This window comes from Actinoallomurus vinaceus (genome assembly GCF_039542055.1).
In the GTDB taxonomy this organism is placed as follows: domain Bacteria; phylum Actinomycetota; class Actinomycetes; order Streptosporangiales; family Streptosporangiaceae; genus Actinoallomurus; species Actinoallomurus vinaceus.
This window is the reverse complement of sequence record NZ_BAABHK010000004.1, coordinates 18,958-43,844: the sequence shown is the minus strand read 5'-3', so window position 1 is coordinate 43,844 and position 24,887 is coordinate 18,958. Positions and strand designations below refer to the sequence as shown.

Annotated in this window: 17 protein-coding genes and 1 tRNA gene; 9 read left to right on the top strand and 9 right to left on the bottom strand. The window is 72.9% G+C overall.

Annotated elements, in window-relative coordinates; translation table 11 throughout:
- Positions 1 to 89 precede the first annotated feature (89 nt).
- From efeO to ABEA24_RS15355, 4 genes are all read left to right on the top strand, one after another.
- On the top strand, positions 90 to 1,217 hold the full coding sequence (gene efeO, locus ABEA24_RS15370) for an iron uptake system protein EfeO (protein WP_345431497.1): 1,128 nt from the start codon (positions 90 to 92) through the stop codon (positions 1,215 to 1,217).
- A complete protein-coding gene (efeB, locus tag ABEA24_RS15365) occupies positions 1,217 to 2,437 on the top strand; it encodes an iron uptake transporter deferrochelatase/peroxidase subunit (RefSeq protein WP_345431496.1) in 1,221 nt (406 codons plus the stop codon). Before efeO ends, efeB begins: the two co-directional genes overlap by 1 nt.
- Before the next feature lie 348 nt (positions 2,438 to 2,785).
- Positions 2,786 to 4,060 carry an amylo-alpha-1,6-glucosidase gene (locus tag ABEA24_RS15360; RefSeq protein ID WP_345431495.1) on the top strand — a complete coding sequence of 425 codons (1,275 nt, stop codon included), beginning with the start codon at positions 2,786 to 2,788 and terminating at the stop codon, positions 4,058 to 4,060.
- Positions 4,061 to 4,085: 25 nt separating this feature from the next.
- Complete coding sequence (locus ABEA24_RS15355; RefSeq protein ID WP_345431494.1) at positions 4,086 to 4,550, top strand: hypothetical protein; 465 nt, start codon at positions 4,086 to 4,088, stop codon at positions 4,548 to 4,550.
- Between the two features lie 165 nt (positions 4,551 to 4,715).
- Here ABEA24_RS15355 and ABEA24_RS15350 read toward each other — a convergent pair whose 3' ends face one another.
- Positions 4,716 to 5,051, bottom strand: a complete 336-nt coding sequence (locus tag ABEA24_RS15350) for a YtxH domain-containing protein (RefSeq protein ID WP_345431493.1) — start codon at positions 5,049 to 5,051, stop codon at positions 4,716 to 4,718.
- A 136-nt stretch (positions 5,052 to 5,187) separates the two neighbouring features.
- On the opposite strand from ABEA24_RS15350, the gene ABEA24_RS15345 reads away from it, so the two are divergent.
- Positions 5,188 to 5,260, top strand: a tRNA-Asn gene (locus ABEA24_RS15345).
- Between the two features lie 337 nt (positions 5,261 to 5,597).
- On the top strand, positions 5,598 to 6,107 hold the full coding sequence (locus ABEA24_RS15340) for a CHAP domain-containing protein (RefSeq protein WP_345431492.1): 510 nt from the start codon (positions 5,598 to 5,600) through the stop codon (positions 6,105 to 6,107).
- On the opposite strand, the gene ABEA24_RS15335 is transcribed toward ABEA24_RS15340, so the two are convergent.
- Positions 6,061 to 9,390, bottom strand: coding sequence for an AfsR/SARP family transcriptional regulator (locus ABEA24_RS15335; protein WP_345431491.1), 3,330 nt, complete (start codon positions 9,388 to 9,390; stop codon positions 6,061 to 6,063). The genes ABEA24_RS15340 and ABEA24_RS15335 overlap by 47 nt on opposite strands.
- 331 nt (positions 9,391 to 9,721) lie before the next feature.
- Between ABEA24_RS15335 and sigE the strand changes: the two genes are divergently transcribed.
- Positions 9,722 to 10,333, top strand: coding sequence for an RNA polymerase sigma factor SigE (sigE, locus tag ABEA24_RS15330; RefSeq protein ID WP_345431490.1), 612 nt, complete (start codon positions 9,722 to 9,724; stop codon positions 10,331 to 10,333).
- Between the two features lie 435 nt (positions 10,334 to 10,768).
- Here the strand turns inward: sigE and ABEA24_RS15325 are convergent, their stop codons facing one another.
- From ABEA24_RS15325 to ABEA24_RS15315, 3 genes are all read right to left on the bottom strand, one after another.
- Positions 10,769 to 11,929, bottom strand: a complete 1,161-nt coding sequence (locus ABEA24_RS15325) for a sulfite oxidase (RefSeq protein WP_345431489.1) — start codon at positions 11,927 to 11,929, stop codon at positions 10,769 to 10,771.
- Positions 11,930 to 12,144: 215 nt separating this feature from the next.
- Positions 12,145 to 12,720, bottom strand: a complete 576-nt coding sequence (locus ABEA24_RS15320; protein ID WP_345431488.1) for a GNAT family N-acetyltransferase — start codon at positions 12,718 to 12,720, stop codon at positions 12,145 to 12,147.
- A 287-nt stretch (positions 12,721 to 13,007) separates the two neighbouring features.
- Positions 13,008 to 14,171, bottom strand: a complete 1,164-nt coding sequence (locus tag ABEA24_RS15315) for a MalY/PatB family protein (RefSeq protein WP_345431487.1) — start codon at positions 14,169 to 14,171, stop codon at positions 13,008 to 13,010.
- 993 nt (positions 14,172 to 15,164) lie between these two features.
- Between ABEA24_RS15315 and ABEA24_RS15310 the strand changes: the two genes are divergently transcribed.
- Positions 15,165 to 16,547: an FAD-binding oxidoreductase gene (locus tag ABEA24_RS15310; RefSeq protein WP_345431486.1), complete on the top strand. Its 1,383-nt coding sequence runs from the start codon at positions 15,165 to 15,167 to the stop codon at positions 16,545 to 16,547.
- Positions 16,548 to 16,771: 224 nt separating this feature from the next.
- A complete protein-coding gene (locus ABEA24_RS15305) occupies positions 16,772 to 17,563 on the top strand; it encodes a DeoR/GlpR family DNA-binding transcription regulator (RefSeq protein WP_345431485.1) in 792 nt (263 codons plus the stop codon).
- 13 nt (positions 17,564 to 17,576) lie between these two features.
- Here ABEA24_RS15305 and ABEA24_RS15300 read toward each other — a convergent pair whose 3' ends face one another.
- The 4 genes from ABEA24_RS15300 to ABEA24_RS15285 form a co-directional block, all read right to left on the bottom strand.
- Complete coding sequence (locus tag ABEA24_RS15300) at positions 17,577 to 19,937, bottom strand: FAD-dependent oxidoreductase (protein WP_345431484.1); 2,361 nt, start codon at positions 19,935 to 19,937, stop codon at positions 17,577 to 17,579.
- Entirely contained in the window at positions 19,934 to 21,031 is a 1,098-nt protein-coding gene (locus ABEA24_RS15295; protein WP_345431483.1) for an alpha/beta fold hydrolase, read from the bottom strand. Before ABEA24_RS15295 ends, ABEA24_RS15300 begins: the two co-directional genes overlap by 4 nt.
- A 93-nt stretch (positions 21,032 to 21,124) precedes the next feature.
- A complete protein-coding gene (locus tag ABEA24_RS15290; RefSeq protein WP_345431482.1) occupies positions 21,125 to 24,028 on the bottom strand; it encodes a helix-turn-helix transcriptional regulator in 2,904 nt (967 codons plus the stop codon).
- Positions 24,029 to 24,338: 310 nt separating this feature from the next.
- The gene (locus ABEA24_RS15285; protein ID WP_345431481.1) at positions 24,339 to 24,794 is read right to left on the bottom strand and encodes an ATP-binding protein; all 456 of its coding nucleotides are present in this window, start codon (positions 24,792 to 24,794) and stop codon (positions 24,339 to 24,341) included.
- Positions 24,795 to 24,887 lie beyond the last annotated feature (93 nt).

Sequence of the window (24,887 nt, the reverse complement as noted above, 5' to 3'; positions counted from 1 at the left end):
AAGCTAAGTTAGGTATGCCTTATCAGGTGTCCCCGACCCATGCCCGCCACAACGGGCGTCTGACCGTCCTTCGCCTCACTGGAGACCCCATGCGTCATGTCCACGTGCTCGCCGCCGCGAGCGCCGCTCTCGTCTCCCTGGCCGCGTTGTCGGCGTGCGGGAAGGACGACAAGGGCGGTGCGAAGGGCGGCGCCGGGGCGATCGAGGTCACCGCCACCGACTCCTCCTGCGACGTCGCCGCCAAGAGCGCGGCGGCCGGAGCCGTGACCTTCAAGGTCACCAACAAGGGCTCCCAGGTGAACGAGCTGGAGATCCTCGCGCCGGACGGCAAGATCGTCTCAGAGCGCGAGAACATCGGCCCCGGCACCGGCGCGGAGGTCACCGTCCAGCTCTCCGCCGGCACGTACAAGGTCATGTGCAGTGCCGGGATGACCGGCAAGGGCCCGACGCAGGCGCTGACCGTGACCGGCCAGGGCAAGGCGGCCGACCCCCGTCTGGACCAGGCCGTCGCCGCCTACCGGACGTACGTCGCCGAGCAGGTCGACGACACGCTTTCCAAGGCGACGGAGTTCGCCGCCGCGGTGAAGAAGGGCGACGTCGAGAAGGCCAAGGCGCTGTACGCCCCGTCCCGCGTCGGGTGGGAGCGCATCGAGCCGGTCGCCGAGTCGTTCGGGGACATCGACCCGAAGGTCGACCTGCGTGAGGCCGACCTCAAGTCGGGCGAGAAGTGGACCGGCTGGCACCAGATCGAGAAGGCGCTGTGGAAGACCGGCTCGCTCTCCGGCGAGGGGCCGTTCGCCGACCAGCTCGTCAAGGACCTGCAGACGCTCAAGGCCAAGGTCGGCACCGCCTCGATCACCGCCACCTCGATGGCCAACGGCGCCAAGGAACTGCTCGACGAGGTGGCGACGGGCAAGGTGACCGGTGAGGAGGAGACCTTCTCCCACACCGACCTGGTCGATTTCAAGGCGAACGTCGACGGCGCGCAGAAGGTCTACGAGCTGCTCAAGCCCGTCGTCCAGGAGAAGGACGCCGAGCTGGCCTCCACCCTGGACACCGAGTTCGCCAAGGTGCAGAAGCTGCTGGCCAAGTTCCAGAAGGGCGACGGCTACGTCTCCTACGACACGGTCGGCGCGAAGGACCGCAAGGACCTCTCCGACGAGGTGAACGCCCTCGGAGAGCCGCTGTCGAAGCTCGCCGGGGTGGTGGCCAAGTAATGGAGCTCAGCAGGCGCAGGCTCTTCGGATACTCCGGCGCGACGCTCGCGGCGGGCGCCGCCGCCGGCGCCGGGCTCGTCAGCGTCGCCCAGGCCAACGACGACCGGCCGGCCGAGGAGGAAGCCGTCCCCTTCTACGGCGCCCACCAGGCCGGGATCGCCACCCCCGTACAGGACCGGCTGCACTTCGCCGCCTTCGACGTCGTCACCGACGACCGCAACCGCCTGATCCGGATGCTGAAGGAGTGGACCGCGGCCGCCGCCGCGTTCACCGGCGGGCACCCGTACGGCTCGGCCGCCGGTGGCCTCGGCGAGTCACCGCCCGACGACACCGGCGAGGCGCTCGGCCTGCCCCCGGCGCGGCTCACCCTCACGATCGGGTTCGGGCCGACGCTGTTCGAGAAGGACGGCAAGGACCGCTTCGGCCTCAAGGCCAAGCGCCCGGCCGCCCTCATCGACCTGCCGCACTTCGCGGGCGACGACCTCGACCCCGCCCGCACCGGCGGCGACATCTGCGTCCAGGCCTGCGCGGACGACCCGCAGGTCGCCGTGCACGCCATCCGCAACCTCGCCCGCATCGGCTTCGGCGTGGTCTCCGTGCGCTGGTCGCAGCTCGGCTTCGGCAAGACGTCCTCGACGACGCCGGACAAGCAGACGCCGCGGAACATGTTCGGCTTCAAGGACGGCACCCGCAACATCGCGGGCACCGAGGCCAAGGCCCTCGACCAGCACGTCTGGGCGTCCGGCTCCGACGGGGCGGCCTGGATGGCCGGCGGCTCGTACGTCGTCGCCCGGCGCATCCGCATGCACATCGAGACCTGGGACCGCACCTCCCTGCAGGAGCAGCAGGACATCTTCGGCCGGACCAAGGGCGAGGGCAACGCGTACGGCGCCAAGGGCGAGCACGACCCGGTGCCGCTCGCCAAGCTGCCCGCCACCTCCCACGTCCGGATCGCCCACCCCGACAGCAACGGCGGCGTCCGCATCCTGCGGCGCGGCTACTCCTTCACCGACGGCACCGACGGGCTCGGCCGCCTCGACGCCGGCCTGTTCTTCATCGCCTACCAGCGGGACCCGCGCAAACAGTTCGTCCCCCTGCAGAACAAGCTCGCCGCCAACGACGCCATGAACGAGTACGTCCAGCACGTCGGCTCGGGCATCTGGGCGTGCCCGCCCGGCGTCCGCAAGGGCGGTTACTGGGGCGACGGCCTCTTCAGCTAAAGCCTCGTCGGCGCTGCTCGCCTGGGGCCGGTGAGCCCTCAGGGGCGCTCGCTGGGGGCTGGTGAACCGGCGGGGTGGTGCTCTCTGGGGGCCGGGCGCCGCCGGGAGGAGCGTGGGGCCGGTCGGTTGTTGAGGCCGGGCGTCGCTGGGAGGCCCGGTGAGCCCTGAGGGTGGTGCTCTCTGGGGATCGGTGAACCCTCGGGGCCCCTGAGGGTGGTGGTCGCTGGGAGGCCGGTGGGTCCTCGGGGGTGGTGTTCGCTGGGGGCCGGGCGTCGGCGGGAGCGCCAGGGGGCCGGTCGCCCCGGGCCGGGCATCGCCCGGAGCGGCCCGGGGCCGTACGCTGTCCCAATGGGGTCCCGGCTCATCGGTGACGAGACGGCCCTCTGGGCGGCCGCCGCCCGCGTGCTGGATGCGAACTGGACCGGAGCGGCCACGGTCCCTTCCCCGGGGCTCTATCCGCACCAGTGGAGCTGGGACTCCGCCTTCACCGGCATCGGTCTCGCCCACCATCGCCCCGACCGCGCCGAGGCGGAGCTGCTGTCGTTGTTCCGCGGCCAGTGGGCGACGGGCATGGTCCCGCACATCGTGTTCAGCTCGACCGAGCCGCGCCGCGCGTACTTCCCCGGGCCCGAGCTGTGGCTCAGCGCCGCACAGCCCGCCGCTCCGCACGGAGTGGACACCTCCGGGCTCACCCAGCCGCCGCTGCAGGCCCTCACGGCCCTGCACGTCGTACGGGCGACCGGCGATGTGGACCGGGCCTTCCTCGCCCCGCTGTACCCCTGTCTGGTGGCCCAGCACGCCTACCTCGCCCGGGACCGCGACATCGGCGGCAGCGGCCTGGTGAGCCTGTGCCACCCGTGGGAGTCGGGCCTGGACGACAGCCCGGCGTGGGACCCGCCGCTGGCCGCCGTGGACCCGCGCGGCGTGGCGTACGCCGGCGGCGACCACGACCGGTACGTCGCGCTCGTCGGGGGCATGCGGGCCGCCGGATACCGCGCGGAGTACCTCCGGGACGACCACCCCTTCGTCGTCGAAGATCCACTGTTCAACGCGGTCTACCTGGCGTCCACGCACGCGCTGGCCGAGCTCGCCGACCTGGTCGGCGCCGATCCCCGTCCCCACCGGGAGGCCGCGGAGCGCATCCACGACGCCCTGCTGGAGCGCCTGTGGGACGAGTCGGCCGGCTGCTTCCGGGCCCGCGACCTGCGAACCGGGCGGCTGATCCGCGAGACGACCGTCTCCGGCTTCGCCCCGCTCCTGGACCCGGAGCTGCCCGACGGGATCGTGCGCTCGCTGGCCGACCTGCTGCTGTCGGCGCACTTCGCCGGGGCGGCCGGCTACCCGGTGCCGACCTGCGACATCCAGTCGGAGGCCTTCGACCGCGGCGCGTACTGGCGGGGGCCGACCTGGGTCAACACCAACTGGCTGCTGTGGGCCGGGGCCCGTGCGCACGGGCTCGGCACGGTCGCTGACCTGCTGTTCGGGTCGACGGTCCGGCTGGTGCGCCAGTCCGGGTTCCGGGAGTACTTCGACCCGTTCGACGGCAGCGGCCGCGGCAGCCATGATTTCAGCTGGTCGGCGGCGCTGGTGCTCGATCTGCTGACCGCACGCCGCGCGCCCTGATCGGGTCATTGTAGGTTGATCTGCCATGCGACTGACGTGGCGCAAGAACGTGCCGGACGGCGTGGCCGTCCGGCGAGGCGAGCGGGTCCTGGCGGTCGGCGGCGAGACCGTCGCGACCGACGCCGCCCTCTACCTCCCCGGAGCGGACGAGCACACCCGGCTGCCGTGGGAGCAGGTGGAGCAGGCCACCTGGCAGGACGGCGTCCTGTTCGTCCGTGAGGTCGGCGGCCGGCGCCACACCGTACGGCTGGCGGAGCCCGGCTCGGTGCCCGAGGCCGTCCGCGAGCGCGTCACCGCCACCGTCGTCGTCAGCACCCACGTCAAGCTGCCCGCCGGGGGAGTACGGATCGTCGGCCGCCGGCCGCCCACCGCCGCCGGCACCCTGGGCTGGACGTTCGTCTTCGACCGGGGCCTCGACCCCGACGACCCGGGTCTGCTGGCCCAGGCCGAGCAGGCCCTCGAGGAGATCCGCCGTCAGACGGGCCTGTAGGGCCTGTCCCAAAGCCCCGCTGTCCTACGGACGGGGACATTGAGACAGACCCTCGGGCCGGCGTGGGTGCGGTTCGCGGGTGCCCGACGCGCCGTCTTCCCCCGTCACTCTGGTCGCTTCGCTCCCGGCGCTCCGCAGTCCAGACGGCGCGCCCGCTGCGGTGGGTCAGGTGATGTCGGCGGGTTCGTCGCCGGAGCGGGCGGCGTGGCCGGTCCGGTCGGTGATGTCGGCGGGGGCCGGCTGGTCGGTCCGGCGGATACCGGGGACCTTCTCCTGGACCCTGCCGCTCACCGTCTGGACCTTGTCGCCGACCTTCTGCCGGGCCGTCTCGGCGAAATCACCGGCCTGGGCACGCAGGACGCCCGCGGCCTCCTGCACGGTGGGGTTCTCGGCGACCCGACGGGACAGCCGTTTGATCTGCTCGTAGCGCTCCTGGCCGGCGCGCGTCCCCAGTACGTATCCGGCCGCCGCCCCGACGAGGAACACAGCGCGGTATTTCATGATCAACTCCTCTGCTGAGTCGCCGTAGGACATACCCCGAAGAGCACGGGCCAGTCGAGGAAACGAGCACGTGCGTTATGCGCTAACCTTGTGCCCGTTGGGGCGGCCAGTGGTCAGGGCGGCCTCACCTGTGTGATCCCCCGTAGCTCAATTGGCAGAGCGTCCGGCTGTTAACCGGCAGGTTACTGGTTCGAGTCCAGTCGGGGGAGCGAGGCGGGTTCATCCTGCTCGCCGACTTTCGGTCGGCTTCGCCGGGGCCCGCCATATCCGCCCAGGGGGACGACCCCCTGGAACCCCCGATGTGAGGCTTCGCCCCACCGGGTTCATCCTGCTCGCCGATCTTCGGTCGGCTTCGCCGGAGCCCGCCACATCCGCCCAGGGGCACGACCCCTGGAACCAGATGCCTCACGCGAGGGCCGGGCTCGTCGAGTCCGGCCCTTCGCCGTATTCCGGGCGCCTCGGCCGTACGGGCCGGACAAGCGATGCACAAGCGGCTGTTGCAACGCTTGCCGCCGCATTCCCCCTCAACCCGTCGGAGGTTGGCAAATGCGTCGTCCTTCCTGGCGTCGGCTGCGTGCCGGAGCCGCAATCGTCCCCGCCGCGGTCCTCGTCGCCGCCGGTATCCCCGCGACCGCGCACGCGGCGCCCGCCCGTACGGTGTCCGCGCCGGCGAGCGTCTCCACGGCCGGGCAGGTATCCCCGCTCAGCGCCGGCGACGGCACGGCCGCCGGAGCCGTCCAGTGGATGAAGAACCACGTCGGCAAGACCGGCTGGGAGCACTACTGCGAGAAGGCGGTGGAGAACGCCTACGGCACGACCGGGGTGTGGGCGTCGGCGATCGCCCACTGGAACGGCGCCACCCACCACAGCGGCACCAAGCCCCCCGCCGGGTCGTTCGTGTACTGGAAGATCAGCGCGTACGGGCACGTCGGCATCGCCGACGGCAAGGGCGGGTTCTACTCGACCAGCATCGGCGGCAAGATCGGGCACGCGACGAGCGTGAGTCACTTCAGCCACTACCTGGGCTGGACGGCTGCGGCGGTGCCCCACCGGTGATGATCACGGGCAGGGTGCCGTCCACGGGGGCGGCACCCTCCCCGCGCGCCGCCGCCAGCCGGGACCGCGTGCGCGCCTCCCACAGGGGCACGTCGAGGCGGCGGAAGAGGCTCAGGGCCTCCTCCAGGCACCCGACCGCCCGTACGGTGTCACCGGAGTCGTGAGCCGCTCCACCGAGGGCCCACAGCGTGGACGCCTCGCCGAAGAGATCACCTTGTTCGCGGAAGGCCGTGAGGCAGCGGTCGAGAAGGTCGATCCCGGCTCGCGGGCGGCCCTCGGCGGTCAGGACCATCGCCCGCAGGCGGAGGGACCGGATCTCGGCGAGACCGTCACCGAACCGCCGGAACAGCCCGATGGCGCGCGTCGCGTGCCGGTGCGCGGCCGCGAGGTCGGTACGGGAGTGATAGTGCGTCGCGGCGAGGAAGCGCAGAACGTGCGCCTCCCCGTACTCGTCGCCCGCCGAGCGGAAGGTCTCCAGCGCTCGGTCCAGATGGGCGAGAGAGGCGCCCGGGTCTCCCCGGTCACGATGGACCAGACCCAGGTTGAGCAGGCTGTTGGCCCGTCCCGTGGGGTCGTCGTGCCGTTCGGCGATCCGCAGGGCCTCCTGGAAGCAGGCGAACGCGTCGTCCAGCCGGTCGCAGATGTGGTGGACGTCGCCGAGCGCGTTCAGGGCCCGGGCCGCACGGACCGGCGCGCCGAGCTCCCGGCTTCCGGCGACGGCGGCGGTCAGGTGCCCGGCCGCGTCCTTGTACCGGTCCTGCGCGGTCGCGAGAAGCCCGAGGCCGTAGCGCATCGCGGTCTGTCCCCACCGGTCGTCACGCGCGAGCGCCGCCGTCAGGGCGACCTCATGCGTACGGCGCCAGTCGTCCCAGTGCCCGCGCAGGTCGTGGAAGCTCAGCAGGGAGGCGGCCAGCCGCCAGGAGAGCTCCGCCGCGCCCACGGAGGCCGCTCGATGGACGGCCATGGCGAGGACCTGGCGGTTGGCCTCGAACCACGCGAGCGGCGCGCCCGCCACACCCACAGCCGTCGCCCCGGCGGCCGCGATATCACCTGCCGTCACGTCGGCGGCCGCAGCGTCCGAGGCCGCCGCGCTCCCGGCCGTCGCACCCGTGGGCATCGCGTCGGCGGCCTTCGCCTCCACCGCTGACCTATCCGCGGGCGCCGCGTCGACGTCGGCTGCGTCCGCCGATGACGCAACCGCGGGCGTCGCATCCGCAGGCGTCGCGCTCACGGCCGTCGTGCCGGCGGCCGTGGTACCTGCGGGCGTTGCGTCGTCGGTTGCGGCGTCCGCCGCTGACGCATCCGCGGGTGTCGCGCTCGCGGCCGTCGCGTCCGCCGCTGACGCACCCAGAGGTGTCGCGTCGGCCGGTGTGGCCTGGGCGGGCGTCGGCCGGTTCGGGTGGGGACGCGGATCCGGAAGGCGCAGCCGCCGGCTCTGCAGCGCGTCGTCGGCCCGTTCGGCGAGCTCGAGCAGCGCCCGCAGTACGCGGAGCACGGCCGCGTCCCGCGCGTCCGGCGCTTCGGAGCCGAGGGCCTGTTCGCGGGCGAACAGCCGGACCAGGTCGTGGCAGCGGTAACGGGGGCCGTCCGGAGGGTCCGCCCGGCCGGGTTCCAGCAGACGGGCGTCGACGAGGGCGTCGATCACGTCCTCGGCGTCGGCGACCGGCCGGTCGAGGAGAGCGGCGACCATCCAGGGCGTGACGTCGGGCAGGTCGAGCAGCCCGATGAGGTGGAACGGCCGCCGGTGCGCGGGAGGCAGGGCGTCCTGACTCAGCGCGATGCTGGACCGGACCTCCAGGTCTCCGGCGGACAGGCGGTCGAGCCGCCGGTGTTCGTCGGCGAGCTGGCCCGCGAGCCGGTCCAAAGTCCACTCGGGACGCCCGGCCAGGCGCGCCGCCGCGATCCGTACGGCCAGGGGGAGGTGGCCGCACTGGGCGACGAGGGTGCGGGCGCGGTCCTCCTCGGCGAGGATCCGGCGCCGGCCGATCACCCCGGCCAGCAGGTCGATGGCGTCGTCCGGGGCGAGGACGTCCAGGTCGATCAGGTCGGCGTACTCCAGACCGATGAGCGGTGACCGGCTGGTGATGAACGCGGCACAGCCCGGCGTGCCGGGGATCAGGGGCCGTACCTGCGCCTCGTCGACGGCGTTGTCGAGGACGAGGAGCACGCGGCGGCCCGCGAGCCGGTCACGAAGCAGGGCCGCCCGGTCGTCCACGCCGCCTCTGATCCGGCCGCCCCAGACGCCGAGCAGGCGCAGGAACCGGTCGAGCGCGGCCGCCGGGTCCATCGGATGGCCGGTGGTCCCGCCGAGGTCGACGTGGATCCGCCCGTCGGGGTACCGCTCGGCCAGCCGGTGGGCGGCGTGCACGACGAGCGTCGTCTTCCCCACCCCGGCCATGCCCGCCACGGCGCGTACCAAGGGGCCTGCGTCCGTACGAGGAGGCGCGAGCAGCCGCGCCAGCTCGGCCTCCCGGCCGACGAAGTGCGGGACGTCCGGCGGCAGCGCGAACGGGCTGTGCTCCGCCCGTGGCGCCGGATCCAGGGTGGGGTCGGCGGTCAGGACGGAGTGCTCCAGCCGGCGCAGCCGCGGCCCCGGCTCGACCCCGAGCTCTCGCGCGAGGACGGCCCGGGCGTCCCGGTACGCCTCAAGGGACTCGGCCCGGCGCCCGGCCCGGTACAGGGCGAGCATCAACTGGGCGCGGAACCCCTCGCGGAAGGGGTGGGCCGCCACGAGCGCGGTCAGCTCGCCGATCAGCTCCAGGTGCCGCCCGGCGCGGAGATCGGCGTCGATGCGCCGCTCGACCGCCCGCGCGCGCATCTCGGCCAGCCGACCGGTCTCCTCGCGCCACAGGACGTCGGAGCCCACATCGGCGAGGGGCTCCCCGCGCCACAGCCCGAGGGCCTCGTGGAGCAGGTCGGCCTCGGCGTCCGTGTCGCCGCCCGCCGCGGCCCGGTCCGCGTCCTCGACCAACCGGGTGAACCGGTGCGCGTCGATCCGCTCGGGGTCCACGCGCAGCAGGTACCCCGTCGGCTCGGTGACGATGGCCACATCCGGCACACCGGCCAGCGCCCGGCGGACCCGCAGAACGTACCCCTGGAGGGTGAGCCGTGCGCTCGACGGCGGGTCGTCCCCCCAGATCCGCTCGGCGAGTTCCTCCGTCGGCACCACCCGGTTGGCGCGCAGGACCAGTGCGATGAGCAGGGCGCGCTGTTTGGGCGCGTCGATCCGGATCCGGCGTTCGCCGTCGACGAGCTCGAACGGGCCGAGAATGCGAATCTCCATCGCGGCTCCCGGGCGGTCGGCGGGGAGGAGCCGCCCGCGCCCAGAATGCCGACAACCCCGAAAGTGATCAAGAGTGGCCGGTTCGTTTTCTCCCCCCTGAGGATGAGAGCGGCGTTCCGCCCTCCGTCGCCCGGCCGACCCCGGACCGGGCAACACCCACCTGACGGGCGACGTCGGGACGGCTCCCGGCTGCCATGCTGGACAGCGTCGGAGGGAAAGGGCCCGACCGAATGGTCACCGGAAGGCGCCCACCGCGGCGGGGTTCCCTTACACCGCTCTTACCCCCGGCAGGACAGACTTTGACAGTGACCAGTGCTATCGGGGGTGACGGGTGAAGGGTGACACGGTGGCGTGGACGCCGCCCACTTGGGACGAGATCGTGCGTGAGCACTCCGCGCGCGTCTACCGCCTCGCCTACCGGCTGACCGGGAACCAGCACGATGCCGAGGACCTCACACAAGAGGTGTTCGTGCGCGTGTTCCGTTCGCTGTCGAACTACACGCCGGGCACGTTCGAGGGGTGGTTGCACCGGATCACCACCAACCTCTTCCTCGACATGGTCCGCCGACGACAGCGCATCCGGTTCGAGGGCCTCGCCGACGACGCGGCCGAGCGCCTGCGGGGACGCGAGCCGAGCCCCGCACAGGTGTACGACGACCGGCACTTCGACGACGACATCCAGATGGCCCTGGACGCGCTGGCGCCGGAGTACCGCGCCGCGGTGGTGCTGTGCGACATCGAGGGCCTGTCGTACGAGGAGATCGCCGCGACCCTCGGCGTCAAGATGGGCACGGTCCGCAGCCGTATCCACCGCGGCCGCGCCCAGCTCCGCGACGCACTGGCGCACCGGGCCCCGGAGCGGCAGGCGTACGAGGAGCGCGCCGCATGCCGCAAGCCGCGGCGCGGCCGCGTGCGCACCAACCCGGCCTGGACCACGTCGTAGCCGTCGTCCGCGTCCCGGCACGACGCCGCGCGTTCGGCATCCGCTGCCACATGGGCCTGGGGCAGGTAGGCGACCGGACCTCAGACGGTCGGCATGACTCTCGACGAGACTCACGCCGAGGCCTGGGCGAGGTCGTGGGCGGCGGACGCGCGCTCGACGCCCGACCGCCTGCGCAGCCGGACGCGCACCATTCCGGACCGGACGGCGTCGCATCCCGCGGGAACGTCCGCGGTGGGACGCTGCCGAGATCACGATCAGCGCGTGGCCCGGTGATCGTCACCGGGCCATCCCAACGCGCGGCCGCATGCGTGGGATCCGGACCGGACGGCGTCGTAGACGCTGGACGCGTCCCAGGTACGAGCGCGGCCTGGGCGAATGCCCCCGGACGATGTCCAGGGAGCCGGGACGTGCTCCGGACGCGGGCGGCGACCGCCGTCAGGTCACCGTCACCGGATGGCGTACGACCGCACCGAACAGGTAGCCGAGCGTGTTGTACGGCGCGACGTCCGGCTGCGTCGCGCCGGTGCCGTCGGTGGCCCGCGCCAGCAGCTCGTACGATCCCGGGGCCGGTGGACGCCAGGGGAGCTCCCAGCGGACCCAGCCGAGGCCGCTGCGCCGTCCGTGAAGTGCCGCCCGCCGCCAGGTCCCGCCTCCGTCGGTGCTGACCGCGACGTGCCGCACGGCTCCGTCGCCGGACCACGAGCGGCCGCGCAGCACGGTGGTCCGCCCGGCGTCGAACCGTGCGTCCCACGGCAGCTCGAACGCGCTCTTGAGCACCTGCCGGGTCAGCGGGGCGCTGCCCTCCGGCGGGTATCCGGGTCCGAACATCCGGTAGTAGACGGTGTTCCAGGGGGAGGAGAGCGGCGCGTCGGAGACCTCGATGTCGCCGACCCATTTGATCGAGGCGATGCCCACCCAGCCGGGCACGACGAGCCGTACGGGGAATCCGTGGTCCGGAGGCAGCGGACGGCCGTTCATCTCGTACGCCAGCAGGACGTCGTCGAGCGCCTTGGCGATCGGCAGCGGCCGGCGCACCCGCCCGTGGTTCCGTCCCGCGTCGATGAAGTCGGGGTCGAGGCCGCGTGGCATGATGTCGACCGCCCGGCGCGTGAGTCCGGCGCGTTCGAGGACGTGGGCCAGCGGGACGCCGCGCCAGCGGGCGACGCCCACGCCGCCCAGCCTCCACGGCGTGCCCGTGACCGACTGGTGCTGCTGCGTCGTGTAGAAGCTGCGGCCGTTGCCGGTGCACTCGATGAACGCGTCGATCGTCCGGGCCGGCATGCCGCGCAGGTCCTCATAGGAGAACGCGACCGGCCGGTCGAGGGTAGGGGAGCCGTGCAGACCGCTCCCGAACAGGCGGAGCCGCCACGTGCGGACGTCGATCAGCGGGGTGCGGGTGTGGTTGCGGACGAAGAAGCGATCGGTCGGCGTGAGATACCCCTGCCCGCGCATGGCCTCCCAGCGCGTCTCGGCGTTCGTCCCGTACACGATGAACAGTTCGGGCGGCAACGGCTTGACGATCGGGCCGTCGGCCGCGCGGGCCGGCGCGGCGGGGGTGCCGGCCATCGCCGAGCCGAGGCCCAGGCCGGCGGACATGCGGAGCATCGTGCGTCGTGACGGCCGACAGTCGCCTTCTTCGGTGACGCCCACGTGCGACTCCCTTAGCAAGGTTTCCCGACCAATATAGTGGTGAAAGCCGGCGTCGCTCCAGCATGCACGCCGATGAAAGCAGCGCCGGGAGACCGGGCGCCCGGCGCGGGGAGGCCCCCGTCGGGGCGCCTGCGGGAGCGGTCGCCGCCCGCAGGCCTCGATCAGGACGCCTGCCGCGGCCGTCGTCGCCAGTCGGTCACGGTCAGGGCGTATTCCACGTCGCCGTGTTCGGCGCCCTCGATCGGGTCCGGCCAGTCCTCGTAGAACGTCCGGACGTAGGTCAGACCGGCCTTCTCCAGCACGCGCCGGGACGCCGTGTTCACCGCCATTGTCTGGGCGACGACCCGGCGCACGCCGAGTTCGGTGAAGCCCTTGCGTACGAGGGCGCGGGCCCCTTCCGTGGCGTGACCCCGGCCCCACGCGAACCGATGGAGCCGGTAGCCCAGTTCGACCACCTCGGGATCGTCGTCGGCGAGCGGACGGAGTTCGAACCAGCCCAGGAAACGCCCGCTCGTCCTGTCCTCGGCCGCCCAGAAACCGCGAGTTCCAAAGGAGGCGTGGTGCCGCATGAGCCGGGGGAGGGTCTCGTCGCGGATCGCGGTCCGGGAGGCCGGGCGCCCTCCGTTGATGAAGCGCATGACCTCCGGGTCGCCGTGCAAGGCGAGCACGTCGTCGAGGTCGGCCTCGGCGAAGGGGCGGAGCATGAGGCGCTCCGTCGTCAGGAAGGCGTCGGCCAATGGGGTCCTCAATGAGTTCTGTGAGTGAGCCATCCGGCAGGCTCCGGGGGCCGTCGGTGAGTGAGTACTCCGGGTTCCTTCAGCGGGAGGCCTGGGCACGGCGGTGTTCGCCATCCGGCATCGGGAGGCACCGCCGCGGCTGCGCGCCCAGGTGTTCATGACCGCGGCCAGCCTGAAGATCACCCTCGGGGCGCTGGGAGCCGCGTTCGGCGGCGCCCCGGCCGCCCGCTCGCTGACATCGGCGCTCGCGGTCGCGGCAGGTGCTCAGGCCGCGGCGGTCGCCTGTCTCATCGCGCCCCGGCCCGGTCGAGGGCGGCAGCCATGCGACGTACGGCCTCGGTGACGCGGTCCGGCGCCGTCGCGAAGTTGAGGCGGGCGAAGCCGTACCCCGCCTCGCCGAACGTCGGGCCCGCGGCGAGCGCCACCCTTCCGTCCCGCAAGAAGGCCTGCGCGGGATCGTCCCCCAGGCCGAGCGCGCGGCAGTCGAGCCAGGCCAGGTACGTGGCCTGGGGCAGGTGGTAGCCGATGTCGGGCAGGTGGTCGGCGAGGAGCTCGCCCACGAGCTGCCGGTTCGCGTCGAGCGCGCCGATCAGGTCGGCCAGCCAGGGGCGCCCGTGGGTGAACGCCGCCTCGGAGGCGATCACGCCGAACAGGCCGGCGGCCTCGCTGACCTCCGCATGGATCGCGGCGACGTCGGCGCGGGCGTCGGGGCCCGGTACGGCCAGGGCCGCCTTGAGACCGGGAAGGTTCCACGCCTTCGACGCCGAGGCGACGACGATCGCGCGCGCCGCGGCCGGGGCGTCCAGCGAGGCGAACGGGATGTGCCGCGCGCCGGGATGGGTCAGGGGCGCGTGGATCTCGTCGGCGACGACGCGGACGTCGTACCGGTCGGCGAGGGCCGCCACGGCCAGGAGCTCCTCGCGCGTGAAGACCCGTCCGGTTGGATTGTGCGGGCTGCACAGCAGGTACGCCCGAGCCCCGGCGGCGAAGTCGCGCTCGAGCCGGTCCAGGTCCAGGCGGAACCCGTCCGGGCCGGACACCAGGGGGTTGCGCACCACCTGGCGGCCGATCCGCTCGAGCCAGTAGAAGAACGGCGGATAGCCGGGCGTGTTCACCACGACGCGGTCACCGGGCTCGGAAATGATCGTCATGACCTCCCGAACGCCGTACATGACGTCGGGGACCAGCCGAATGGCGTCCGGCGCCGTACGCCAGCCATAGCGGTCCGCGGCGAAGTCCGCGAACGCCTCCGGAAGCCGCCCGGCGGCCGCGTACCCGGTGTCGCCGCGGGCGATCGCGCCGGTCAGCGCGGCGGCGATCGGCTCGGCGAGCGGGGTGTCCATCTCCGCGACGAACATCGGCAGCACGTCCGGCGGGTACTCGCGCCACTTGACGCTGCGCCGCTCGCGCAGGTCGGTCAGCTCGTACGCGGTGAGGGGATTCGAGGGCATGGCACGTCCTTCGGCGTTCATCGACATCGGCACGAGTCTGCTGGTCGAGCTTTGGACAGCCGCACCCGGGGTCGGAGCCGGCCGCGACCGAAGTCGCACGGTCGGAGCCGGGCGGCCGCACCGGGGTCCGGGCGGCCGCACCGGGGTCCGGGCGACCGCACCCGGGGTCGCGATCGGCCGTGACCGAGCAGCACGATCGGAGCCGGGCAGCCGCACCCGACGGTTCGTCCGGGCCGGGGCGGCCGTACCCCAGGCTCGCTCGGTGGAGCCGGGGTGGCCGTGCTCGGAGGTTCGCCTGGGGGTCCGGGGCGGGCGTGCTAGGGGGCTGCACCCGGGCTCGGGGCCGGCCGTGGCCGGGGGCGCGATTGGCCTTGACCGAAGTCGCACGGTCGGAGCCGGAGGGCCGCACCCCGGAGCCGAGCGGCCGCACCTGGGGTCTGGGGAGCAGCCCCGGGGTCGCGACCGGCCGCGACCAGAGCAGCACGGTTCGAGCTGGGCGGCCGCGTCTGGGTCTGGGGGGCCGAATCCGGGGTCGCGATCGACCATGGCTGCGGCCGCACTGGTCGGAGCCAGCCGGCCGCGCCTGACGGTTCGCCCGGGTCCGGGGCGGCTGTACCCGCCGGTTCCCCGGCAGAGCCGGGCGGCCGTGCTCGGAGGGCCGCACCTGGGGTCGTGGCTGGGGTCGTGGCTGGCCGTGGCGGGGCTGCGCTGCTCTGAGCCGGGAGGCCGCCCGACGGTTCGCCCGGGTCCTTACGGCCGTACCCTCGGGTTCTCGGCGGAGCCGGGGCGGGCGTGCTCGCGCACCCGGGGGCGAGGCTGGCCGCGACCAAGTCGTACGGCCGGAGCCGGGTCGCCGCACCTGACGGTTCGCCCGGGCCGGGCGGCCGTACCTTCGAGGTTCGTTCGGCGGAGCCGGGGCGGGCGTGCTCGGAAGGTCGCGGGTCTGGGGCGGCGCGCCCGGGGGGCGCGGTGGGTGGGCGTAGGGTGCGGCGTATGGCGGTGTCGGAAGATCTGGCGGCGGAGCTGGAACGGGTCCTTCCTGACGGCAGGGTCGTTCGCGACCCGGACGTGATTGCCTCCTACGCGCACGATGAGGCGGAGTGGGCGCCGTACGGCAAGCCGGCGGCCGTGGTGCGGCCCCGGGAGACGGCGGAGGTCCGTGAGGTCGTCGCCCACTGCGCCCGGCGGGGCGTGCCGGTGGTCCCGCGCGGGGCCGGCACCGGTCTGTCCGGCGGCGCCAACGCGATCGACGGCTGCGTGATGCTGTCGTTCGAGGCGATGAACGAGATCGTCCGGATCGACCCCGACGAGCGCATCGCGGTCGTACAGCCGGGCGTCGTCAACGACGACCTGCGCAGGGCCTGCGCCGAGCACGGGCTCTGGTATCCGCCGGATCCCGCGAGCGCGCCGTGGTCGACGATCGGCGGCAACGTCGCGACCAACGCGGGCGGGCTGTGCTGCGTGAAGTACGGCGTGACCCGGGACTACGTGCTCGGGCTCGAGGCCGTCGTCGGGCGGGGCGACGTCGTACGCCTGGGCCGGCGTACCGCCAAGGGCGTGGTCGGGTACGACCTGACCGGCCTGATGGTCGGTTCGGAGGGCACGCTCGGCGTCATCACCGAGATCACCGTACGGCTCCGGGGCGCCCGCGCGGCCGAGCGTACGGTCGTGGGCTACTTCGACACGCTGGTGGCGGCGGGGGAGGCGGTCAGCGCGGTCACGGCCGCCGGTGTGGTCCCCAGCGCGCTCGAGCTGATCGACCGGCACTGCCTGCGCGCCGTCGACGAGTGGCGGCACATGGGGCTGGCCGACGAGGGCAACGTCCTGCTGCTGGGCCGTAGCGACGCCCCCGGTCAGGCAGGGGAGGAGGAGGCCGACGCCATCCTGCGCTGCTTCGAGTCCGCCGGAGCGACCTGGAGCGCCCGCTCCACCGACCCGGAGGAGGCGGAGGCGCTGTTCGCGGCGCGCCGGCTGGCGTACCCGGCGGTCGAACGCCTCGGGCCGGTCCTGACCGAGGACGTGTGCGTGCCCCGCATGCTGGTCCCGGAGATGCTCGGCCGCATCGAGCGCATCGCCGCCGAGCACGACATCCTGATCGCGAACGTCGCGCACGCCGGTGACGGCAACCTGCATCCGCTGATGATCGTGGACCCGGACGACGACGCGGCGCGGGAGCGGGCCCAGGTCGCCTTCGAGCGGATCGTCGACGAGGCGATCGGCATCGGCGGCACCGTGACGGGCGAGCACGGGGTCGGGCTGCTGAAACGTCGCGGTATGGCCGAGGAGGTTGGGCCGGTCGTTCTCGGCATGCATCAGGCGATCAAGCAGGCCCTCGACCCGGCGGGCATCTTCAACCCCGGCAAGGTCTTCGCCTAGACCTGCGGTTGCAGGCGTCGGCGCCGTCTAGGCGCTCGGCCCTTCTCGGCGAGCGCGATGTCGCCGCTTCCCGCGTAGCGTTTCCCGGCGTGCCAGACTGTCTCGCCGTGGGGGACGACGAGAAGCGACGTGCTCACCCTGCTCCCGCCCGCGTGCGTGGCACTCGCCCCCGATTTCGCGTCGTGGCCTGTGAACTTACAACATCTGATTGTTAGGATCGCCTCATGACCAAGGACGGTGACAGCGTCCGTAGCGGGCCCGCCAAGCGGCAGGCGGCCATCGCCGACCATGTCCTTTCGCATGGCTCGGCCACCGCGGCGGACCTGGCCGAGCGGTTCCGCGTGAGCCTGATGACGATCCACCGCGACCTGGACGAGCTCGAGCGTCAGGGCGTCGTCCGGAAGTTCCGCGGCGGGGTGACCGCGCAGCCGTCCGGGGTGTTCGAGAGCAACGTCGCGTACCGCATGAAGTCGATGCAGGCGCAGAAGGACGCGATCGCCGAGCGGGCCGTCCGGCTGATCGAGCCGGGGATGGCGGTCATGCTCGACGACTCGACCACGGCGCTGGCCGTAGCCCGCCGGCTCGAGGGGATCACCCCGCTCACGGTCGTCACCAACTTCCTCGAGGCGATCAACCTGCTCGCGAAGGTGCGCGACATCCGCCTCATGGGCCTGGGGGGCGACTACGACCCCCTGCACGACTCCTTCCTCGGGGTCTCCTGCGTGGACGCCATCGAGGCGTTGCACGTCGACCTGTGCTTCGTCTCCACCTCCGCGGTGGCGGGCGGGTTCGCCTACCACCAAGAGCAGCACATCGTGTCGGTGAAGCGGGCGATGCTGGACGCCGGCGCGCGCAACGTGCTCCTGATCGACCATTCCAAGCTGGGCCGGGTGGCGCTGCACCGGCTGGCGCCGCTCAGCGCGTTCGACCAGGTGATCGTCGATGACGGCGCGTCGCCCGAGGCCGTACGCGACCTGGACGAGCACAAGGTCGCGTACGAGGTCGCGACCTTGTGACCAACGATCGGTGTTAACTCACCATCTTCGGGCGATAGATGTCCCACAGCTCGCTGAGGAAGAACCCGCCGAAGCGCTCCAGGGCGGCCAGGCCGTCCGGCCCCTCCGTGCGGAAGGTGGTGAGCTGCCGGGCGAAGTCGTCCAGGCCCAGGCGCAGGATGCCCGCGCCCGCGATCGGCGCGTCGTCGTCCCCGCCTTCGGGCACGTGTCCCTCGAACATCCGGAAGAACAGCGTCGTGGTGTCCGGCCAGACGCGCGAGGCCGGCCGGTGCCGGATGTCCTTCCACCCGGAGAGGGTGCGGGGCCGGTCCGCCGCGTCGGTGAAGTGCAGCCGATACCGCATGAGCCTGCGGTCCGGCGCACCTCCCGGACAGAACAGGTTGAACCAGCCCCGCTGGACGTGACACCGGCCCCCGCAGACAGCGGCGTCAATCCATCCCTCGGCCCGTGCCGTGTGCTCGGGCTCCTCCAGGAAGCGGTCCACGTCGTCGACTGTGATCGTGAGCCGGAACCCGAGCTTCTGCCCGTGCTCCCGCCCCGCCTGCTCCCCCGCCCCGGGAGCGTGCACACCTTCGGCGTAGAACCCCTTCATCTCCTCAGTGAACGACAGCGACGTGCGCTGGGAGGCACCCCTGCGAACCTCCGCAGTGCCCGCCGTGCCGTTCACCGCCCCTCCGACCGGGCGCTCCGCACGCGGACGCCCGGCGTTCTCCAGCAGGCGCGTGCTCATCCGGTCGGACAGCGCCGCGATCGTCAGCGATGGGTTCGGCCCGACCGCACCGGGCAGGGCCGCCCCGTCCGCGATGTACAGGCCTGGGAAGCCGTACACCTCCCCGTACGGATCGCAGACGCCTTCGTCCTGATGGCGTCCCATCGGCGCCCCGCCCCCCGGGTGCACCGTGATGATCCGCTTGCGGAACCAGATCGGGTTGTCGGCGTACGAGGCGCCGAGCACGGCGGCGATCCGCTTCATCGTGGACCGCAGCCGATCGAAGTACTCCTCGCTGGTCTTCGTCGTCCAGTCGGCGTCCAGCTTGCCGCCCCGCAGGTGCAGCACGCCGTCCGGGACGTCACGGCCCATGCCGAGCAGCGGCAGTGAGCTCACCGACAGCGCCCCGTCGCCGATCAGCTCCGACAGCTCGCCGGACAGGTTGGTGTCCGGCGCGCGGGAGATGAACGCGACGAACCGCTCGAACGCCAGCCGGACCGCCCGCGCGATCTCGTGCGTGACGTCGGCCTCCTCGACCATCCAGTCGACGAACGCCGGATAGCCGCCGTCCTCGATGTACGCGCCGCGCCCCGCGCCCGGCACGCCGTCCACCTCGTCGGGAAGGCGGATCGCGCTGGTGATCGTGGGACCTCGGCTGGCGTCGAGCGGACGGATCCGGGCCCGGTCCTTCGCCCGCATCAGGAAGGTGAGCAGGTCGCCGTTGCCGGTGAAACGGGTGCCGAGCGCGTCGCTCAGCCCCGGGAAACTCGCCTGGGCGCGCAGCAGAAGGTACGTCGTGCCGTACGTCCCGGCCGCCAGGATGAGGCGGTCGCAGGAGATGGTCCGCGGCGTCACCTTGCGGGCCTTCTCCAGCGGGTCGTGGTGGACGTAGTCGACCTCGTAGCCGCCCTCCGGGCGCGGCCGGATCCCGCGCACCTCGTGCAGGGTGCGCAGGTCCGCGCCGCGCCGCTTCGCCGCGGAGAGGTAGGTGTGGTCGAGGCTGTTCTTGGCTCCGTCGTTGCAGCCCAGATAGCACTCGCCGCACAGCCGGCAGGTGCGGCGCTCCACGCCGTGCAGGTTGCCGTACGACGGGTCGGCGATCGGCAGCCCGAGCCCGGGCTCGGCCCCCGGTCTCGACGCGAAGCTGACCGCCAGTGACGGCAGCTGCCAGTCGAGCCCGAGCTCGGCCGCCGCATCCTGCATCGCGTGGGCCTTGGCGGTGTCGGAGTAGGCCGGATGGTCGAGCGGGTAGGGCGTGCCCCCGAGCATGCCCTCGACCGCGTCGTAGTGCGGATCCAGGTCCTCCCGGCTCACCGGCCAGGTCTCGTACCCACCGTCGGGGAGCGCCTGCTCCTTGACGAACCACTCCTCGTCCTTGCGTAGCAGGACGCTCGCGTAGATCAGCGAGCCGCCGCCGAGGCCGCTGGAGACGACCGAGTCGAATCCCCGGAATCCCCACACGTCGTACAGGCCGTACAGCCCCTCCGACGGGTCCCAGAAGGCGCGGCTCATCTGCGCCGGCGTCCGGGCGAAGGTGCCGGGAGGGTACTCCTGGCCGCGCTCCAGCACGACGACCGACAGGCCCGCCTCGGCCAGCCGATAGGCGGCGACGGCTCCGCCGAACCCGGAGCCGACCACCACGACATCGGTGTGTTCGCTGGTCATGAGGCCTGCCGTTTCAGGAAGTCAAGGATCTTCGGGAAGACGTCGACGTGGGCGTTCTCGCCGATGAAGGGATCGATGTGGCCGTAGCCGGGGAGGGAGGCGAACTCCTGCAGCCCGGGCCGGGCCCGCTCCAGCGCCTCGTGGCAGGCCGCGTTCGCGCCTGGGAAGACACGGTTGACGTCGCCCGACAGCAGGAGGACCGGCGTGGTGACCTCGCTCGCGCGCGACAGGTAGGCCTCGGGCAGATCGGCGTGCCGCGGGTCGCCCGGGTCGTACTTGACGACCTGGCCGGCCGACACCATCTTGCGGATGTGCCGGAAGTAGTGCACCCCCGTCGGGCCGAGCAGGTCCGCGATGCGCTGGTGGGTGACCGGCAGCAGGTTGTCGTGCTCGTACAGGGCCGGACGGCCGCTGCCCCACATGAAACTGATCATGTGGCAGTCGCGCACGTCGCACTCCCGGTGGAACAGCGACACGAGACGGGAGACCATCCAGCCGCGCGTGAGGGGCGGGGCCTCGCCGAAACGCGAGTCCATGAAGGACAGCCCGAGGACGTACTCCGACAGGCCGGGGCCGGCCACGAGCTTGCACCGCGACCAGGCGGGTACGCGCGGGGTCAGCGAGACGCTGTTGCTCACGAAGCTCGTGACGCCGTCGAGGGCGCCACCGAACAGGCTCATCGAGAACGACATCGACCCGAGGCAGTGCGCGACCACGTGCACCCGCCGATCGCCGACGTGCCGGCGGATCTCGCGCAGGGCGGCCGGATGGTCCCAGGCCGCGATGTCGTCCAGCGTGTAGCGGTGCGTCTCGGCGTCGTACGGCAGCCGCGAGCTCATGCGGAAGTCGAGCGCCCAGACGTCGGTGAACCCGTTGTCCAGCAGGACACTCACCAGGTTCCGGTGCTCGGGCATGATGAACATGTCGATGGAGGCCGTGAGGCCGTGCAGCAGCAGCACGACGTCGTCGCAGTCGCCGCGCCGGAAGCGCGTCAGGTTGAGCCCGAGACCGTCCTCCGTCGCGAACGGATGCACGGACACCTCGGCGTCGGACACGCCCTCGAGGGTGTATCGCGCCGGGACGTGACGTTCCATGATTTTTCCACCTCCCTGCCTCCGCGCCCAACAATGGCAGTCAGGAGGGCGCGTGCATCATCGTGGTAAACCCTGATTCCCTACGACGGGGGACTACGGGTTCTGGTTCAGCGCGCTGACGATGCCGACGCGTGAGGACACACCGAGCTTGGCGAAGATGTGCGACAGGTGCGTCTCGACCGTGCGGATGCTGAGGAACAGGCGCTCGGCGATCTGCTGGTTCGTGCACCCCTCGGCGACCAGCGTCGCCACCTCGAACTCCCGGCGGGACAGTCCGTACGGGCCGGCCGACCGGCCGGTCGCGCCCGGCACGCGCACGCCGACCCTGCGCTGGGCCTGGACGGCCTGGGCGTGGAGGGTACGGGCGCCGCACTCGGCGAAGGTCTCCGCGGCGGCGCCGAGCTCGGCCCGGGCCTGGGCGCGTTCGCCGGCCGCGGTGTAGGCGATCCCGGCGCGGAGCCTGGCCCGCCCGGCCTGGATCCGCATGCCGCCCTCGTCGAGGATGACGGCCGCCGCCTGGGCCTGCTCGGCCGCCACGCCCGGATCGGAGGTCGCCAGCGCGTGCGCGCGGGCGAGCATGGCGAACCCGCCGTTCGTCTCCAGACCGGTCCGGGCGAGCATGTCGGCGCGGTTCGCCCATGCCGTGGCGTCCTGGGGCCGCCCCCGTGTGGCCTCGACATCGGCCAGCGTCTCACAGCAGGCCATCAGCGTGCCCGGATCGAGCCGGGCATCGCTGATGTCACCGCAGGCGTCGAGGAGCTGCTCGGCACCCTCGTCCAGGCGCCCGGCGTGGACCAGCGCCATTCCCCGCGCGTACAGGGCCATGGCGGCCCACCACTCCCTGCGGCCGAGCCCGAGGCCGACGAGCTCCTCACCGAGCCGCAGGGCGGATTCGTGGTCGCCGGACCAGCTCGCCACCAGGCACTGCTGCGTCACCGCGAAGCCCAGCGACTCGTTCGAGCGCAGGTGGCGGGCCTCTTCCGCGGCCTCCTCGGCGGCGGCGGCCGCCTCCCCCAGCCGCCCGAGCATCGTCAGTGTCCGCGCCTGGCCGGCCATGATGTGCGGCAGCATCGAGCTCTGCCCGGTGGCGTGGGCCACGGTCACGAACCGGCCGAAGTGCTGCAGGGCGTCGGCGTACCGGCCCATCATCAGCTCCAGCCAGCCGAGCCAGATGTCCGTGTCGAGCCAGTCGGCGAGGTGGTCGTCCGGCGCGGCCGCCATGAGACCGGCGGCCTCCGTCGCGTAGCGGGCGGCGTCGTCGATGCGACCGGCGGCGTAGGCGGGCATCGGGCGTACGGCGGCGACCGCCAGCACCAGGCTGGGCTCCCAGCCGTCGGCGCTCTCCGGCATCAGGTCCAGCACCGCTTGGGCGGCGCGGAAGTCGCTGCGCTTCAGGCTTTCGGTCACCAGCCGCATGCGCAGCTCGATGGCGGCCGGCGCCTGGGTGTCGGGAATCCGCCGGAGCTCGTCGAGGAGGAGCGCTCGGGCCTCGTGCGGGCGGTCGAGCTGGCGTTCCATGATGCCGCACAGGCGGGCGGCCCGGGCGCGGCGCGCGAAGTCATCGGGCGGCAGCAGGCGCAGCAGCTCCCGCGCGGTGTCCCTGCCCTCGGTGATCCGGCCGCTGACCGCCTGCGCGCGGGCGAGCTCCAGCAGCAGCTCCAGCCTCATGTCCAGGGTCTCCGGAACGAGCCGGAGCGCCTCCTGGAGCCAGTGCGCGGCGGTCGCGGGGGCCTGCGCCGCGACCGTGCGGGCCGCCTCGACGAGCGTGGCGACGGCGGTCTGATCGCCGATCCGGGCGGAACGCTCGACGTGCGGGGCCCGTGCGGTCGCCGGGGCGCGCAGGTCCGCGAGCCGGGCGGCGATCCGGGCGTGCACGGCGTGCCGCCAGCCCGCCGCCGCCGACTCATAGGCGGCGTGCCGGACGAGCGGATGCCGGAACCGGAACCGGCCCGGTGCCGCCGGCCGTACGACGTCACGTGCGACCAGCTCGTTGATCGCCTCCAGCGTGAGGTCTTCGGACGTCTCGGCGGTCACCGCGACGAGGCCGGGTTCGAACTCGTCGGCGACGACGGCGGCCGCCCGCGCGACGAGCAGCGCGGTGGCGGACAGACCGCTCAGCTCCATGCCGAGGGCCGCGCGCACGGCGGGCGGAAGCTCGCCGATCTCGGTCGGCTCGCCCGTGCCGTCGAGCGTCCCGACACCCGTCCCCATGCGGGCGAGCGCGTCGAGGTAGAAGGGGTTACCGCCGCTGGCCTCGTACAGCGCCCTGCGGCGCGCCCGGTTCGTCTCCGGGCCGAGGAGCTCGCCGACCTCCGCCTCGCTGAGCGGGCTCACCGGGATCCGCGTCGCGATCTCCATCAGCGCGGCGAGCCTGGGCGACGCCTGGGCGGGCCGGTGGGCCACCGCCGCAAGGATCCGCCCGCGCGGCGGATGGCGCGCCAGGTGGTCGAGCAGCTCGACCGTCGACTCGTCCGCCCAGTGCACGTCGTCGAGAATGAGCACGAGCCCGTCGGGTGAGGCCAGCTCCTCCAGCAGCCGCCGGACCGCGCGGTACAGGTGGTATCGGCCGGTGGCGGGTGCCAGCGTCTCGGCGTCGCCGGTCGCGGCGCCGGAGAGCGCGGGGAAGATCGTGGCCAGCAGACCGGCCGCCGGTGCGCCGAGCCGGTCGGGCAGTTCCTTCGCGATCGTCTCCAGACGGTCGTCCAGCGCGTCGAGCACGGCGCTGAACGGCATCTCCTCGAACTCGGTGGCCCGGCCGGACAGGACGGGCAGGTCGCGCCGGCCGGCCTCGGCGGCCAGCTCGTCGAGGAGCCGTGTCTTCCCCGCACCGGGGTCGCCGGCCAGGCCCACGAACCGGAAGGTGCCGTCAGCGGCGGTCTGGAGGAGCTGCCTGAAGTCATGGAGGACGTCGCGGCGTCCGACGAGCGGGGGATCGACGTCTCCCGTCATGCCCGCGGTCGACGATGCACCGGTCGCCCCGCCGACACGACGATCCATACCGTTTCCTTGAGGTGGCGGTGCTTCGCGGCCTGCTGCGACCCACTGGGCCGCCAGCGGCAGTTTACCGAGCCATGCCTTTTCGCGTCCTCGGCGGCGTCGCGGCCGGTCCCTGCTCAGCCGCACGTCGGGAGGCAGGTAATCAGATTGTTACTCGGGGAAGCATCCCGGGGCGGCCGTCGGAGGCCGGGGACGGGCACGCCCGGTCGGATGGGTCCGGTCGGATGGGTCGGCTGGGCCGTTCTGGTGGGACGGGGTCGGCGGGCCGTTGAGGCCGGCCATCGCGGTGCGAGTCGGGGGAGTGGACGGCTCAGGCGGAGGGGACGGCGAGGGCGGCCCATACCGCCTTGCCGGCCCTGGGAAGCGGCGTCCAGCCCCAGGTGCGGCTGAGGGCGTCGATCACGTGGAGCCCGCGGCCGTTCTCGGCGATGTCACAGGGGTCCCGTACCAGGGGCTCCTGGCGGCTGGCGTCCGCGACGACGCAGACGATCAGCCCGCCGTGGCGGACCAGCGTCAGCCGGATGGGCAGGTCGTCGGCGGTTCCGAAGCCGACCGGGAGCCCGTAGCGCAGGGCGTTGGTGACCAGCTCCGAGACGATGACGGTCGCGTCGTCCACCAGGCCCGCCAGTCCCCAGGCCCGCAGGGTCGCGACGGTGAACTCGCGCGCGATGCCGGGGGAGGCGCCGGTGGCCCGCAGGGGGCACATGGCGTCCTGGAAAGGACCGAGGGCAGGGCCGTACGGCGCGAGCTGAGGCAGCACGTGCACGCTGTCCCGCGTGAACGCCGCAGAGGGGGGCTCCTCGGCGCGCTCTTGCCGGGCAGAGGTACAGCTCGTGCGATATAGGGGCATCTGGGTGGC

Bases quoted from the DNA above. Each gene is read 5' to 3' on its own strand.
- ABEA24_RS15325 (WP_345431489.1), bottom strand. From the start codon at position 11,929: ATGTCCGCCGGCCTGGGCCTCGGCTCGGCGATGGCCGGCACCCCCGCC.
- ABEA24_RS15315 (WP_345431487.1), bottom strand. From the start codon at position 14,171: ATGCCCTCGAATCCCCTCACCGCGTACGAGCTGACCGACCTGCGCGAG.
- ABEA24_RS15355 (WP_345431494.1), top strand. From the start codon at position 4,086: ATGCGACTGACGTGGCGCAAGAACGTGCCGGACGGCGTGGCCGTCCGG.
- ABEA24_RS15295 (WP_345431483.1), bottom strand. From the start codon at position 21,031: ATGGAACGTCACGTCCCGGCGCGATACACCCTCGAGGGCGTGTCCGAC.
- ABEA24_RS15310 (WP_345431486.1), top strand. From the start codon at position 15,165: ATGGCGGTGTCGGAAGATCTGGCGGCGGAGCTGGAACGGGTCCTTCCT.
- ABEA24_RS15360 (WP_345431495.1), top strand. From the start codon at position 2,786: ATGGGGTCCCGGCTCATCGGTGACGAGACGGCCCTCTGGGCGGCCGCC.
- ABEA24_RS15305 (WP_345431485.1), top strand. From the start codon at position 16,772: ATGACCAAGGACGGTGACAGCGTCCGTAGCGGGCCCGCCAAGCGGCAG.
- ABEA24_RS15340 (WP_345431492.1), top strand. From the start codon at position 5,598: ATGCGTCGTCCTTCCTGGCGTCGGCTGCGTGCCGGAGCCGCAATCGTC.
- ABEA24_RS15335 (WP_345431491.1), bottom strand. From the start codon at position 9,390: ATGGAGATTCGCATTCTCGGCCCGTTCGAGCTCGTCGACGGCGAACGC.
- ABEA24_RS15300 (WP_345431484.1), bottom strand. From the start codon at position 19,937: ATGACCAGCGAACACACCGATGTCGTGGTGGTCGGCTCCGGGTTCGGC.
- ABEA24_RS15290 (WP_345431482.1), bottom strand. From the start codon at position 24,028: ATGGATCGTCGTGTCGGCGGGGCGACCGGTGCATCGTCGACCGCGGGC.
- efeB (WP_345431496.1), top strand. From the start codon at position 1,217: ATGGAGCTCAGCAGGCGCAGGCTCTTCGGATACTCCGGCGCGACGCTC.
- ABEA24_RS15350 (WP_345431493.1), bottom strand. From the start codon at position 5,051: ATGAAATACCGCGCTGTGTTCCTCGTCGGGGCGGCGGCCGGATACGTA.
- efeO (WP_345431497.1), top strand. From the start codon at position 90: ATGCGTCATGTCCACGTGCTCGCCGCCGCGAGCGCCGCTCTCGTCTCC.